This is a genomic window from Acinetobacter sp. YH12233, from assembly GCF_013417725.1.
Classification (GTDB): Bacteria; Pseudomonadota; Gammaproteobacteria; order Pseudomonadales; family Moraxellaceae; genus Acinetobacter.
In genome coordinates, this window is record NZ_VPDK01000001.1 from 149,442 (window position 1) to 162,781 (window position 13,340).

General features: G+C 39.8%; 13 protein-coding genes. 4 read left to right on the forward strand and 9 right to left on the reverse strand.

Annotated features, from left to right (window positions below):
- Positions 1 to 77 precede the first annotated feature (77 nt).
- Together FTV12_RS00845 and nudC are read left to right on the forward strand one after the other, a co-directional pair.
- Positions 78 to 1,721: a chemotaxis protein gene (locus tag FTV12_RS00845; protein WP_180033395.1), complete on the forward strand. Its 1,644-nt coding sequence runs from the start codon at positions 78 to 80 to the stop codon at positions 1,719 to 1,721.
- Entirely contained in the window at positions 1,721 to 2,500 is a 780-nt protein-coding gene (gene nudC, locus FTV12_RS00850) for an NAD(+) diphosphatase (protein ID WP_125278943.1), read from the forward strand. The genes FTV12_RS00845 and nudC overlap by 1 nt, the downstream gene beginning before the upstream one ends.
- 69 nt (positions 2,501 to 2,569) lie before the next feature.
- Here nudC and FTV12_RS00855 read toward each other — a convergent pair whose 3' ends face one another.
- The 4 genes from FTV12_RS00855 to FTV12_RS00870 form a co-directional block, all read right to left on the reverse strand.
- The gene (locus FTV12_RS00855) at positions 2,570 to 3,448 is read right to left on the reverse strand and encodes an alpha/beta hydrolase (RefSeq protein ID WP_179992078.1); all 879 of its coding nucleotides are present in this window, start codon (positions 3,446 to 3,448) and stop codon (positions 2,570 to 2,572) included.
- The gene (locus tag FTV12_RS00860; RefSeq protein WP_180033396.1) at positions 3,438 to 4,130 is read right to left on the reverse strand and encodes a BON domain-containing protein; all 693 of its coding nucleotides are present in this window, start codon (positions 4,128 to 4,130) and stop codon (positions 3,438 to 3,440) included. Before FTV12_RS00860 ends, FTV12_RS00855 begins: the two co-directional genes overlap by 11 nt.
- 136 nt (positions 4,131 to 4,266) lie before the next feature.
- Complete coding sequence (locus tag FTV12_RS00865; RefSeq protein ID WP_159123344.1) at positions 4,267 to 4,680, reverse strand: YraN family protein; 414 nt, start codon at positions 4,678 to 4,680, stop codon at positions 4,267 to 4,269.
- A 9-nt stretch (positions 4,681 to 4,689) separates the two neighbouring features.
- Positions 4,690 to 5,649, reverse strand: coding sequence for a penicillin-binding protein activator (locus FTV12_RS00870; protein ID WP_180033397.1), 960 nt, complete (start codon positions 5,647 to 5,649; stop codon positions 4,690 to 4,692).
- 10 nt (positions 5,650 to 5,659) lie between these two features.
- Here FTV12_RS00870 and rsmI point away from each other — a divergent pair, with 10 nt between their 5' ends.
- Positions 5,660 to 6,502, forward strand: a complete 843-nt coding sequence (rsmI, locus tag FTV12_RS00875; protein WP_179992079.1) for a 16S rRNA (cytidine(1402)-2'-O)-methyltransferase — start codon at positions 5,660 to 5,662, stop codon at positions 6,500 to 6,502.
- Between the two features lie 68 nt (positions 6,503 to 6,570).
- Here rsmI and FTV12_RS00880 read toward each other — a convergent pair whose 3' ends face one another.
- From FTV12_RS00880 to FTV12_RS00895, 4 genes are all read right to left on the reverse strand, one after another.
- Positions 6,571 to 6,822: a hypothetical protein gene (locus tag FTV12_RS00880; RefSeq protein WP_004782870.1), complete on the reverse strand. Its 252-nt coding sequence runs from the start codon at positions 6,820 to 6,822 to the stop codon at positions 6,571 to 6,573.
- A gap of 174 nt (positions 6,823 to 6,996) precedes the next feature.
- Entirely contained in the window at positions 6,997 to 8,244 is a 1,248-nt protein-coding gene (locus FTV12_RS00885; RefSeq protein ID WP_179992080.1) for an FAD-dependent monooxygenase, read from the reverse strand.
- A complete protein-coding gene (gene ubiH, locus FTV12_RS00890; protein WP_034703738.1) occupies positions 8,241 to 9,449 on the reverse strand; it encodes a 2-octaprenyl-6-methoxyphenyl hydroxylase in 1,209 nt (402 codons plus the stop codon). The genes FTV12_RS00885 and ubiH overlap by 4 nt, the downstream gene beginning before the upstream one ends.
- A gap of 410 nt (positions 9,450 to 9,859) precedes the next feature.
- Entirely contained in the window at positions 9,860 to 10,300 is a 441-nt protein-coding gene (locus FTV12_RS00895) for a BLUF domain-containing protein (RefSeq protein WP_004782875.1), read from the reverse strand.
- A gap of 1,200 nt (positions 10,301 to 11,500) precedes the next feature.
- Between FTV12_RS00895 and FTV12_RS00900 the strand changes: the two genes are divergently transcribed.
- The gene (locus FTV12_RS00900; protein ID WP_257218392.1) at positions 11,501 to 12,544 is read left to right on the forward strand and encodes an acyltransferase; all 1,044 of its coding nucleotides are present in this window, start codon (positions 11,501 to 11,503) and stop codon (positions 12,542 to 12,544) included.
- A gap of 190 nt (positions 12,545 to 12,734) precedes the next feature.
- Here the strand turns inward: FTV12_RS00900 and FTV12_RS00905 are convergent, their stop codons facing one another.
- The gene (locus FTV12_RS00905) at positions 12,735 to 12,974 is read right to left on the reverse strand and encodes a DUF378 domain-containing protein (protein ID WP_034703714.1); all 240 of its coding nucleotides are present in this window, start codon (positions 12,972 to 12,974) and stop codon (positions 12,735 to 12,737) included.
- Positions 12,975 to 13,340 lie beyond the last annotated feature (366 nt).

Below are 13,340 nucleotides of genomic sequence, written 5' to 3' on the forward strand. Positions count from 1 at the left end.
TATAGTAATTCCAAAGAGGCCCCGTCCGATAAAGCGGGGCTCATATATAGATAATACTCAAGGAAAGGTGCAGATCCATGTCTTACCAAACCTCTATACATTTTGATCCAACAGCTTTACTGATAATAAAAAATGAGGTTGATAACTCGATCAAGTTAGTCGAATCAGCAGTAAGCACCTTGGTAGAAGATCAGACTTTACCTTTTGGCATTGACGATGCATTAAATCAGTTCGAACAATGTGCACAGGTACTGGCACTGATTGATATGCCGAATCTGGCACAAATTGCACAATATTCAGCAGAACTGATGCGCAAGATTATGGGGAATCCGGCGCAGGTCAACACTCAGGATGTGATCGCATTGAGTGAAGGCACCACCATGCTGAAACGCTATATCGAATTTATCTGCTTGCGTGAAGTGAAAATTCCACAGTTCCTGCTCGATACCCTGAACCGTCTGGAACTAGCGCTTGGTAAACCATTAACCACTGAAGGTCAGCATATTGAACCTTTGCTTGACCTGATTACCCCTGACTTCCAGTTACCCCAAGTACCAGGTCTGGAAAAATCCAAATATGTGCAACGCCTGTACAAGCTGTCTCTTAACAAACTGCTGAAACAGGAAGAAAGCGAGATGGACCTGCAAGCGATCAAACTGGTCGGTACTTATCTGGCAGGCCTTTCAGCAAATCATCCAAGCAAGCAATACTGGCATCTGGTGCATGTTGCTTTTGATAATATTGATCACCTGCTCATCAATGAACCACGTTTACGTACTTTAATCAGTATTGAACGCAACATGGCGCAGTACTTTAGTTCAGGCGACAGCTTCAAAGCCTCTCTGTCTGATCTGGCAAATGTATTAAGCTTATGTATTAGTCAGGAAGATGCAACTGCACAGCAAATCCGTAGCCAGCTGAATATTGGTGATGATCTACTGACAGATATGCAACTTCAGGTGTTCAGCCGTCACCTATATGGTCCGGACTTCGAAACCATGCATACCATTAGCGAACTGGTGACTGCGGAAATGACCCAGATCCGCAATGATATCGAATATAACTATCAGCACATGACACCTGAAAAAACTCAGGAACTCCAGACTCAGCTGAATAGCTTGGCCAATATCTTCAAGGTTCTGAATCTGAATGAAGCCTATCATGACTTAAACCGTCAGGCAGCTTCACTCAGCCAGGCAGATATTCTGAAAGATGAGTCTTTTGCCCAACAATTGATGAATGTAATTCTATCCGCGATGAACTCGATTGGTGTATTGGAGCGCCATCATACTTCGAGCCGCTTGCAGCTACGTGTGAATAACATGAATATCTCGCTGGATCGTCTGGACGAAGCACATAACGCTTTGTTGAATGAAACCAAGGCAATGATTGAATTATCTAGCCAGATTCTGACTGATTATCTGCAGGATCAAGATCTGACCAAACTCGAACCTGTACCCATCCAGTTCTGTGAAATTGGCGGTGCTATGCTGTTCCTGAATGCTGAACATGTGAAAGCTGCATTCAATACAACTGCCCTGTTCATTAAAAACCGTATTGAACAGTCGGTTGCATTAACACCAGCAGAAATTCATCATGCGCTGGATGCATTGGCTAGTGCCGATATGATGATCGACAACTTAAAGAACAAACAGCCTGTATTACAGTCTATGTTTAAGGTAGCATTAGACAGTAGTGAGAAACTGAAAATCGTTGCCTAATGTCTAAAAAATTATCACTTGCTTATATTTTCCAGCAGCAACAGTTGCTGGTCGATCAACACTTTCAACTGCCTCAAGTTGAAGCTCTGGCAAGTGATTTGCTGCTGAATCCGGGTGATCAGGTGGTTGCCCGTGATCTTCTTCCAGATGAGCCGATTCCTGAAGGCTTGCAACTGGTTCCAATCCGTCAATTATTACAGTTTTGGAATGTTCAGCAATTTGAACAGGCCAGTCGTGCTGTGCAACTCTTGGAATGGCGCCGGAATCACAAGTTCTGTAGCCATTGTGGTACTCCGACTGAAGCCCATGCTGTTGAATATGCCATGGTTTGCCCAGCTTGCCATTATCGTCAGTATCCAAGGGTGCAACCTTGTGTGATTACTGTGATTACCCGCGGTGAAGATGAAATTTTGCTGGCCAAAAATGCACGTAATACCAAAAGCCAGATGTATGGTCTGATTGCCGGATTTGTCGAAGTTGGGGAAACGCTTGAAGAAGCGGTACGTCGCGAGACGCTGGAAGAAGTCGGCTTGAAAGTGAAAAATATCCAGTATTTGGCCAGTCAGCCATGGCCTTTCCCGAGTAATTTGATGATTGCCTTCAAAGCAGAATATGCTGGCGGTGAGCTGCAATTGCAGGAAGAAGAAATTAGCGATGCGAAATTCTTCAAGTTTGATCAGCTGCCTGAAATTCCATTTAAAGGCAGTATTGCCCATGCCATGATCATGCATGTGACTCAAGGTACACCGGTCGCAGATGATACCCGTAAATGGCTCTAAGGTTTTCAATTAAAAAAGCCCGGTTTTTATACCAGGCTTTTTTATGGGAATTACCACGATCACAGATCTTCACTTGAAAGCATCTTCTAGCGCCCACATCACACGCGGCTTGGTTTCAAAGAACCGGCTAAACAAACTGGACAATGAACCGATCATCGTAATATGACCCAGTTTCGGAATGGTAATCAGCTCACTATGATTGCCATGGTCTTTTAAAACCCGGTCCAGATCCTGACTGTTGAAATGACCGACAATATTGTCCCGCTCTGCCATGAACAGATAATGTTTGGTGGAGGTATTTTCCACAAAATAATATGGCATGACCTGCTGATACGGAATCGACTGGTCAAAAGCATCGGCACAGATCGGATCATCTTTATAGTCAAAATGATAAGGACCTGCCAGTCCAATAATGGCGCGGATCTGTTCCCGCTCAATCATGGCCTTTTGTGGATGGTATAGCGCTGACATGACATTAAATGCCCCGGCTGAATGCCCAATCAAGACCAGATTTTCCGTAGAAACATTTAACTGGTCTGCATGCTGCTGCAAATGATTTAGCAATAAATGCAGGTCATTAATATAAATCGGGAAAATATGTTCAGGCGCTAGATGATAATTCATCACCACCACATCATAACCTTCTTTGGCAAAGGCCTCGCCGATGAAGTGGTAATCCTTTTTATCACCATGCAGCCAGGCACCACCATGGACAAAGATAATCAGGGGGCGATGTGCTAATGGCTGATGGCTTAAAAACAGATCAAAACGTTGACGGGCTTTTAAGCCATAGGCTAACTGGGTTTCAACACTATAACCCTGTTTGGGGGTTAACCGGTTCAGCGCATAACTGCCAAAATCATAGATCCGGAAATCTTTATAACGTTGTTGGACTTCAAGGATCTGATCTGACAGCTGCGTTTTAAATTGACTGACCTTATGGAACATCGGTCGGTTCAACTGTATCAGGATCGATGGCGACTGGAGTCTGTTCAACACCCGACTGTGCATAAGATGCAGGCGCTGCAAAATTCTGGTTAGTACTATAACCAGAGCGCTGATCCACGTTGTCGATGAGCGTGACAATTTTCGTGATATTCCCCACTTGTTGCAGCACCTGATTCAGGTCATCGATTTCAGCACTGTTCAGACGTCCCATCACATACAGTACACCATCTTCAGTATGCACATGCACTTTACTGTCAGACACCACCGGTGCTTTCATAATCAAACCACGGGTATTTGCCGTCACGGCGGTATCCTGCATGATCGTAGTGTAGCTGCTCTGGTTACCCACAGTGATAAAGTTATGCACCGCTCTGACATCACTCATGGATTTGACATTATCTTCTGCCAATTGCTTGAGATGCGCATCCGGCACCTGCCCGGTCAACAGGACATTACCATGGAAGTTTTCAATATTGACCCTTGACTGTTTAAAACGTGAATCCAGTTTATAAAGATTAATTTTTGCAGTACGTACAATAGAAGAATCGATAAATACCTGTCCTAGCGTCCGAGCTCCATTTTCGGTACCTACAGGAGCCGTACCAGTACCGCTAGAAATAAAGCTGGCACAACCCGATAAACTTGCGACACACAGCATTGTTATTGCAATACGCTTAACCACTCAGCAAGACTCCTTAATTTTAATCAGTCTTATTTCAATATAATAATCTGTTTTTTCAAGGCCAGATGTTCTTCATCATACTTGAACTTTCCCATGATGCTGCAAATTTTATCTGCCGCATCAGATCTTATTTTATTCAAAGATTAATAAACTCTTGATCAAAAGTAAAAGCATTTTCAAACCAGTGCAGATCATAAGGGTATTGAGAAAAATCATGCTGTATGGTTTTTGCAAAATACCGATTAAAATCAAAACAAATCACATCAAAACGATAGTAATAATGTGCAAACTGTGGATTTTTTTGAATAAAACATACAGCCGTTTGTAGGACTTTTCGTTGCTTGGCAGAGGAAACAGATTCATAAGCCAATGCATAACCCGTTTTAGCTCGTGCTTTTACTTCGACAAAGACCAGTTCCTGCTCACGCTGCATGACCAGATCAAGTTCACCATAGCGGCTATGCCAGTTTCTGGCAATGAGCTGAAAGTCTTGTTGTTGCATCAGTTGCGCAGCTTGTTGTTCTGCCCATACACCTAATTGTTTCTGCATCGCTGACTCTTATAGTGCCTTGAGACCTTTGGCACTCTGCTGAAAACAGGATGGTGTACGTTGTATGCCCTGATCCGATACCCGAATCATTCCAGTACGACCCTGGAATTCAATATTGCGTATTTTTTTATTATTTAAATAATACTGGGTGATTTGCCAGGCATCGCCACCAAAAGCAATCAAGCGCTGATAGGACATATTCACCGGTGCCTGTTGATGAGCCTGCATCACATCAGGCCAGTTAGCAAAATAAAGTACCGGCACATCGCAGGACTTGATGCCTCGTGGCGGAACATGCTGTTCATTAATTGCATTTGCGACTGTATAAATCCGTTTATGTCCCAAACCCTGTAAGGATGCCAGCCAGTCCGCATTGCCAAGCAATAATATCCCCTGCTTGCTCTTCAGAAAAAATGGTGGCTTCTGGATCATTTCCAGTTGCAGCTCACTCTGACTAAGTAGTGACATTAGCAGAAGTTCATGTTCTGACTCACTACCCGGTTGGCGCATCACAAACAGTTGCTGAATCCCATCTTGCGCAATCTGCTTCTGTAAGGCAGCCGCATCTTCTTTTTTCGACAGGCTAAATTGCCAGATATTTGGCGCTGTAAGACTACTTTCATTCAAACTCAGTGTACGAATCTTGGGTTTAGTTTGCACCAGTTGCTCTACATCCTGACGTGCCAGAGGGCCGATCACCATTTGCGTCTTTTTACTGACATGCTGTTTGAGTAACTGAGAGATTTTTTTCTGATCTGAATTGACCCATTTCAATGGTACTTTCTGTCCGGACGCTGTATATGCACTGAGAAATCCTTGCTTGATACTCGAAGCGGCTCGCGCCAAGGGGCCGCTTTCAGGTAGAATAATCAGCACTTCTGCTTGTACGCTGCTGACGCAGGCCAGTAACCCCAAGCCCAAAATTTTATTTTGAATCTTCCATTTTTTATTATTCGATTTATTCCACATGGAGAAACCTATGAGTGCTCAGTTATTTGTTGTTGCGACTCCAATCGGGCACTTAGATGATATTAGTTATCGTGCAATTAATGTATTGAAATCGGTGAGTCTTATTGCAGCTGAGGATACACGAACTTCTGCACAATTACTTAAACACTTTAATATTCAAACACCTTTGACAGCCTGCCATGAACATAATGAAAGCAACAAGATTGATCAGTTGATTCAACGCCTGCTTAATGGTGAAGATATGGCATTAATCAGTGATGCAGGCACACCACTGATTAGCGATCCAGGATTCAAGTTTGTCCGTGCTGCCCAAGAACATAATATTCGTGTGGTTCCTGTGCCGGGCGCATGTGCTGCAATTGCCGCTTTAAGCGCAGTAGGTTTACCAAGTGACCGTTTCAGCTTTGAAGGTTTTTTGCCGTCTAAACAAAGCCAGCGGCTCTTGACTCTGGAAAAACTGAAAGATGAAACCCAGACCTTAATTTTCTATGAAGCGCCACACCGCATTTTGGAATGTGTCAAAGATCTGGCAGCGGTATTCGGTGCAGAACGTCCTGTAGGTTTTGCCCGTGAAATTACCAAGACCTTTGAAACTATCAGGAAAATGACACTGGGTGAATTAGTCGAATTTGTTGCCAATGACCATAACCAGCAAAAAGGTGAAATCGTACTGGTCATTGGCGGTTCTATCGAAGAAAAAGATCTGGATCAGGAAAAACTGGATAAATTGTTACTGCGTTTATTACAAGACCTGTCTGTCAAAGCAGCTTCACAGCTGGCTGCTGATTTGACTGGAATCAAGAAAAAAATTGCCTATCAACGTGCTTTGGAACTAACCTCTGCCAACGATTAATTTTTCTTTACCCATAAAAAACACCACAATCAATGTGGTGTTTTTTTATTCGTTAATATCAAGTGCAATTATTCTCTTGCAACGGATTCATCAGCTGGAACTTCAGTAATACGGCCACCGCTTGCCAGGAAAGCCGCAATTTCATCTTCAAGTGCCTGACGTTTTTTCTGCTTAGCAGTTACAGTTAAAGTTTCAGCTTCTAATACATCTGTATCATTCACAACTTCTTCGCTACTTGCAGCACCTTTTTCTGCTGCTTTTGCTTCATCGTCGTCGATTACAGGATCTTCTACATCATCATAATCATTTACGTCTGTCATTTTGCTCTCCCCACAAATGGCTTCGCTTTTATCTATTAAACCAAGCTTTAAATTAACTGAAATTTAGCAATCTCTTTGGTCTTCGCCTAGCCCTAATTTTCAAAAAATCGTATCTTTTTTAAACAAAATGGTTACTCTTTATAGATGTTTGTTTAAAAAATTTACATTCGGCCGCTAGGCTGAATAACGTGTATCTTTGAGTAAGCTTAAACCATTCGCCTGAGCCATAAATGCATCTTTCAGGACTGTCTGTTGCTCGACCTGTTTCAGCCCGAAATTACGTGCCCACACCACTGGGAAAAGCTCTGTAGTTTCCACCCAGCCAATCGCCGACATGCTATGCATCATCGCATCATTCTGGCCTTTACGGCGATGCTCATAACGTTTCAAGGTCTGTTCATGGGCCCACACTCCACGCGCTTTGTCATGCAGCAACACGTCACAGAGTACGGCAGCATCCAGACAGCCGATATTAACCCCTTGTCCAGCGAGCGGATGAATCACATGCGCAGCGTCACCAATCAGCGCCAAGCCATCTTGTACATACTGCTGTGCAGCACGAGCTTTGAGTGGGAATTTAGCTCGTGCTGTCGCTTCCAGCACTTCACCCAGCATATGATAGCTTTCACGGGTCAATAGTTGAGTGAAGTCAGCATCTGATAGCGCTGCATACTCATCGGCATAATCATCAGGTAATGTCCAGACTATGGATTGCCAGTGGCCTTGCTCTTCTTCTTTAAGACTCGCCATTGGCAGATAAGCCAAAGGACCAGTTTCCAGAAAAATCTGACGGGCCACATGCTGATGTGGCTGGGCTGTTCTAATTGCGCAGCTGATTCCGGCCTGTTTATAGTCCAGTACATCGATATCGATAAAGGCTTGCTCGCGCACAAAGGAGTTCGCGCCATCTGCGCCAATGACCAACTTAGTTTTGAGCTGGGTGCCATCTGCCAGATGAATGATCCAAACATCTACTCCACGTTCAACCCGGTTAACTTTGACCTGTGTGCGGTAATCTTGCACCTCTTCAAGCATCTTTTGCTGGATGGCCAGATTCAGAATACTCGGTTCCACCATTGAGCCTAGCGCCTGCTCTACAGAAGGTGTTCTTTCTGAAGAATGACCAAAGTTAATTTCACCATAGCCATTTTTATTCCAGACCTGCATTCCAGTATATGGCTGCTGGCGTGCAAGTTTTTCCCACACACCTACGGTTTTTAATAAATGAATAGTCGCCTGACTTAGAGCCAAAACCCGCGGATTGGCTACGCTTAAAGTTTTGTCTGCATCCAGAATAGGCGCAGCATCCAGAACAGTCGCTTGCACACCACCTTGAGCGAGTAATAAAGCCGTTAGACCGCCTACCAGACCGCCACCAACAATCACGACATCTAATACATCAGAACTTGGATTCAGACTCATGCTTTTAACCCCATGGCATAGTTAGCGACTAGTGGCTTGATACCAGGAATGGTATCAAAAGCAATCAGTCCGGTATTACGGATCAGTTTCAAGAATGGATTCTGGTTACTAAATCCACGTACGACTGAATCACAGAACTTAATCACTCTTTGCTGGTCATTCAAACGGGATTTTTCATAATCCTGTAATACTGCTGCATCACCTAAGTCTGCACCTTGTGACTGCTGTTCTTTCAGGTAGCGCACCAATACATGCGCATCTCGCATACACAGGTTAAAACCCTGACCCGCTACTGGATGAATTGTATGTGCAGCATTACCCATCAAGACCACGCGGCCCACAGCCTGTTTTTCTGCTAATACTTGGGACAATGGAAAACTGAAGCGCTTACCTGTTTTCTGGAATTTACCGGCACGATCGCCATAGGTTTCTTGTAAGGCGTTCAGGAAATGCTGGTCATTTTCTTCACCCAGCCATTCTCCTTCCGTTCCTTTTTTCACAGGCCAGACTACAGAACGACGATATTCACCTGGAAGTGGTAATAAGGCTAATGGGCCTAAGTGGCTAAACCGTTCAAAGCCAACATGATTATGTGGCTTAGAAGTTTGAACGGTAGTGACAATGGCGACCTGATCATAGTCATGTTCTGAAGCCCCAATACCGAGCGCTTTACGACAGAAAGAATCACGCCCATCAGCAGCAATCACCACTTTGGATTGAAGTTTCAATAAAGCATCACCACGTTGTGCTTCAAGATAAGCAAACTCAGCATCTTGAGTCAGAGAGCTGACCTGAACCCCATCAATCAGTTCAATGAGTGGTTCTTTTTTGACTTGAGTTAATAGCACACGACCTAGCCAGGCATTTTCAATCACTTGGCCAAAGCTTTCGACTTTTTCCTGTTCTGCAATTAAGCGCGCCTTACCAAAACTGCCCTGCTCAGTGATATTCACTTCAAGAATCGGCGTTGCATGTTCCTGCAAGGCATCCCAAAGCCCAAGTTCCTGATAAATCTGTACACTACGGCGTGACAAGGCACTATTACGTGCATCAAAGCTGGAATGATAGGGTGCAAGGTTTACATCATCATAATCTGGATATTTGATCGCTTCCAAAAGTTTGACTGCAATATTGGTTTTGGCCAACATCAGCGCGAGACTCAAGCCGACCATACCACCACCGACAATGATGACTTCTTGTTGCATGCTGTAATCCTTTCAATGGCGTACCTATATATAGATACTTATAATCATGATGAATTTTATATTAGCCTAAAAAATTTCTTTTTTATAATAAATTAGGTTGCGGTTTCGAAGCGAAGTCTGCTTGTGGTTAATTTATAGCTCACCTCAACGTCCTACTTAAATTTTTCAAAATACAGAAGTATCATCTGCCTGATAAAAAGCAGAAGAATTTTGGCACTGATTGTTAGGTTTAAAAGCTTGGCTTGGTATGAAATGATGAAGATGGGATCTGGATATAATTTTTTGAATTAACAATATTTATGTTTTTGAATTTATATAATATTTTTTATTTAACTTATTTAAAGTAAATACTCATTTTAAAAAATCATGCGATACGTAGCTTTAGCTTATATCGCATGATGATGTAAGGATTAACTTGCTTTCAATGTATAGGCATGGTCATTCAAACTTGCCAATATCTGTATAAATTGAGGAATGGTCTCGGCATTCAAGGTATAAGGATTGAATTCATCCAGATTATGTTCGGCAAAGAATCCAAGAATATCCTGATGGATATTGGCATATTTCATATGCCAGTCTGAGAAGAGACGGTCATTCACATCTTCAAAATACAGAACTTCACAATTTTTATGTCGAGGATCTTTCAAGATTTTTTTATAGAACAGATCTTCAATCTTGTTCCTATCTCCTTCCAGACATTGAACAAAGTAACCATTTCCATAATACAGAGCCCCAAAAATCGCATTACGTGAATTGAAATTCAACGCTTCTGTCAGAATATTGAATAGATCATTCATTGGATCTTCGCAATCATACAACTTACTAACATATAAAAGTCTTGCGTCGCTCATTGTCTACCTCAATATTTTAGATTATGTACATTACTCAATATTTTTCTGTTTAATATATATAACTGATTTTATAAAAATTTTCTATGATCAGATACAAAATAATTTATCGAATAGTAAAATAACTTGAAAAATAAAATAAATTTTTATATAAATTCAGCTACTTGCTTTTAACACGCATTTTCCAAATATTTCTATATTAAAAAGCTTCAAAATTTTGCTATTTGAGATCTGCCATCAAGTATCAGTTTTTTACTTTCTAAATGCTCATGTAATTTGAGCACCAGTTATCTTTGCCAGAACATCAGCAAGCCAGCAAAAATGTAAATCAGCGATTTGTTCTCAATCAATAGTGCAAGTGCTACGAATACGATAGCAAAGATGAAGGAACGGATTAAAGTCGCGATGTTTAATTTAGAAACGACAGTCTAAGTCGAGCTCAAGCAACTTATTAAGTATGTACTTTCTTACACCTCTCTTCTTATAATATTTTTAAAAGGTAATTGTTTTTAATTTCTAAATGATACAAAAACATGCTTATTTAATAATCAATCTTGTACTCTTTGACTTACAGCTATTCAAGTCCTTTACCCCTATTTTAGTTAAATGAATTTTCATATGATGATTACATCAGGAACAAGGAGTTCCACATAAGAATAACAATAGATAAGCACAAGGACAGTAAGGTACGACAGGAGTTATACCAAGCTAACCAATACGAAAAACCCCGGCAGGATGCCGGGGTTTTTTATTATTTAATGATTAAAAATTTGAAGATGATACTGAAGTTTCTAAACAGAAATCTTAGCAATCACTACTACCTATATCTTTCATCTACTTATAGAAAATTCCCAAATTTTGGTGTGAAGTTAATAATGTATACGTGATCTTTGAATTAATTCATCAATGGTTTCTGGAATTTCTTTTATTAAGCTGAATACTTTTACTTTTTATTAAAATTTTGAAACATATTTTAAGCCGGTTAATAAATAATAATAATTAATAAAAAATTCATTTTTTACCAGTTTCTAAACTCTAGTGAATATTTGAGTTCCCGTAAAATACGGCTACTTTTATATAAAACCAACCGTAATGATTTTAGATTAAATAATTAGTAATATTCACGGTCTTTCACTAGGTATATTTATTAAACAAACATTGAGTATGGTAGTTTAAATTAAATACTTTAATAAAATAATAACTATGCTTTATTCAGTGCAATTTCTTAGGGGGATTGCTGCCTTAATGGTAGTTATAAGTCATACCTCCTTTAAAGGACAACAATACAGTGTTGATACACTTCAGTGGTATCACATAGGTGGTTCTGGCGTTGATTTATTTTTCATAATATCTGGCTTTATTATGTGTTATACAACATATAATAAAAAAGTTAATTTTCTAAATTTCATGAGAAACCGATTCATCCGAATCATTCCTCTTTATTGGGTTCTCAGTTTTTTTGCTTTAATTGTATTTCTGATTTCTCCAAATCTTATAAATTCATCCGGTGGTGAAACAGGAATTTTCGAATCTTTCTTTTTAATTCCGAATGGCAGTAAATTTTTAATTAATAATGGATGGACTTTAAGCTACGAATTTTATTATTATTTTATATTTTCTTTTTTCCTAATCTTTTTATTAAAAGACTTATATAAATATCTTTTTATCATTCTATATTTTTCAGTTGTTGTGGCTATAGGTTTAATACTCCAACCAAAATCTGAATTTCTGATGTTTTTAACCCATAATCTTTTGCTTGAATTCGCTTTAGGCGTTCTGGCATTTATCATTATAAAAAATACTAGTCTTTCCCGATTAATGTCTATATTTATGATTCTTGTCGGTGCTTCCCTATTAGTCTATCAAAACTTTTATAAACTACCTGATTTCATCACCTTGAGATCATTAAAAATCGGGATCCCAATGTTTTTCATTTTTGTTGGATGCGTAGCTTTAGAAGACTTAATCACAGAAACTAAATCACTAATTTTAAGATTCTTTAATCATCTTGGAGATTCATCTTACTCTTTATATTTGATTCATCCTTTTACTTTAAGCCCAGTTGCTATGGTTTTAAACAAACTCAATATATTAAACCCTTACCTATTTAGCTCTATACTTATTACCTCTTCGATCTTGGCAGGCTCTATTACGTATCTAGTTTTAGAAAAAAGGTTAATTAAATTAGGCAAAGAACCATTTAACTTCTTTAGGTATTTTTATCCGGTCGATAGAAAAAACTTATAGAGATTTTTTGATCACTTTATACGGTTTTTATCGATTTAAAATTTTATATAGGTTGACTAATTTAGAAATGGAAAACGGAGCTTAAGCTCCGTTTCTGTTAAATGTCCTTTATATCTTTTAGATTAACTAATCTGTTATAGAAATCAGTTAATTAAAAAAATATAAATGACTTCAATTAACTTTTAGTCAGTTAACGTACTACTCGAGCTTGAGACTCATGATGTACATCACGTCGACCCAATTTTGTACCAGTATAGATCAGATACAAGGCAGACAAACCAACCAATACATAGATAATTCGAGATAGTGCACTCATTTCACCAAAGATGGCAGCGACTAAATCAAAGTTAAACGCACCAACCAGCCCCCAGTTGATGCCACCAATAATCGCTAAAGCATAAGCAATCCAGTCAAGCGTATTTAGTCTCATCATTTTTCTCCTGCTCTTCTTTGAGTTTATTTAAGGAACAGGTCAAGTATGAGAACGAAATCGGAATTAATATGTTGCTTTGATGCTAAAAACTCAATTGCTGTGTTGAATTCCTGTCATCTTATAATTCTCAATTTTAACAAAGTTAATTTTATTTGAATAAGTCGCGATTAACGTAAGTAAAAGTCTTGCATGTTTCTTGATAGTATCTTTGTTTTATGTAGCCATTGGATAACTTATTGCCTAAGAAATTAATCCATTTTTTCTTAAAATTTTATAAATATTCATTTTAATATCAATAAATTAAAAAATTACTATCATTCACGAATACATTTTTAACTTTCTACTATATAAAAAAGCCGGTGA

Coding starts and splice junctions, on each gene's coding strand:
- FTV12_RS00855 (WP_179992078.1), bottom strand. CDS start 3,448: ATGTTCCATAAGGTCAGTCAATTTAAAACGCAGCTGTCAGATCAGATC.
- FTV12_RS00845 (WP_180033395.1), top strand. CDS start 78: ATGTCTTACCAAACCTCTATACATTTTGATCCAACAGCTTTACTGATA.
- rsmI (WP_179992079.1), top strand. CDS start 5,660: ATGAGTGCTCAGTTATTTGTTGTTGCGACTCCAATCGGGCACTTAGAT.
- FTV12_RS00870 (WP_180033397.1), bottom strand. CDS start 5,649: ATGTGGAATAAATCGAATAATAAAAAATGGAAGATTCAAAATAAAATT.
- nudC (WP_125278943.1), top strand. CDS start 1,721: ATGTCTAAAAAATTATCACTTGCTTATATTTTCCAGCAGCAACAGTTG.
- FTV12_RS00900 (WP_257218392.1), top strand. CDS start 11,501: ATGCTTTATTCAGTGCAATTTCTTAGGGGGATTGCTGCCTTAATGGTA.
- FTV12_RS00865 (WP_159123344.1), bottom strand. CDS start 4,680: ATGCAGAAACAATTAGGTGTATGGGCAGAACAACAAGCTGCGCAACTG.
- FTV12_RS00895 (WP_004782875.1), bottom strand. CDS start 10,300: ATGAGCGACGCAAGACTTTTATATGTTAGTAAGTTGTATGATTGCGAA.
- FTV12_RS00880 (WP_004782870.1), bottom strand. CDS start 6,822: ATGACAGACGTAAATGATTATGATGATGTAGAAGATCCTGTAATCGAC.
- FTV12_RS00885 (WP_179992080.1), bottom strand. CDS start 8,244: ATGAGTCTGAATCCAAGTTCTGATGTATTAGATGTCGTGATTGTTGGT.
- ubiH (WP_034703738.1), bottom strand. CDS start 9,449: ATGCAACAAGAAGTCATCATTGTCGGTGGTGGTATGGTCGGCTTGAGT.
- FTV12_RS00905 (WP_034703714.1), bottom strand. CDS start 12,974: ATGAGACTAAATACGCTTGACTGGATTGCTTATGCTTTAGCGATTATT.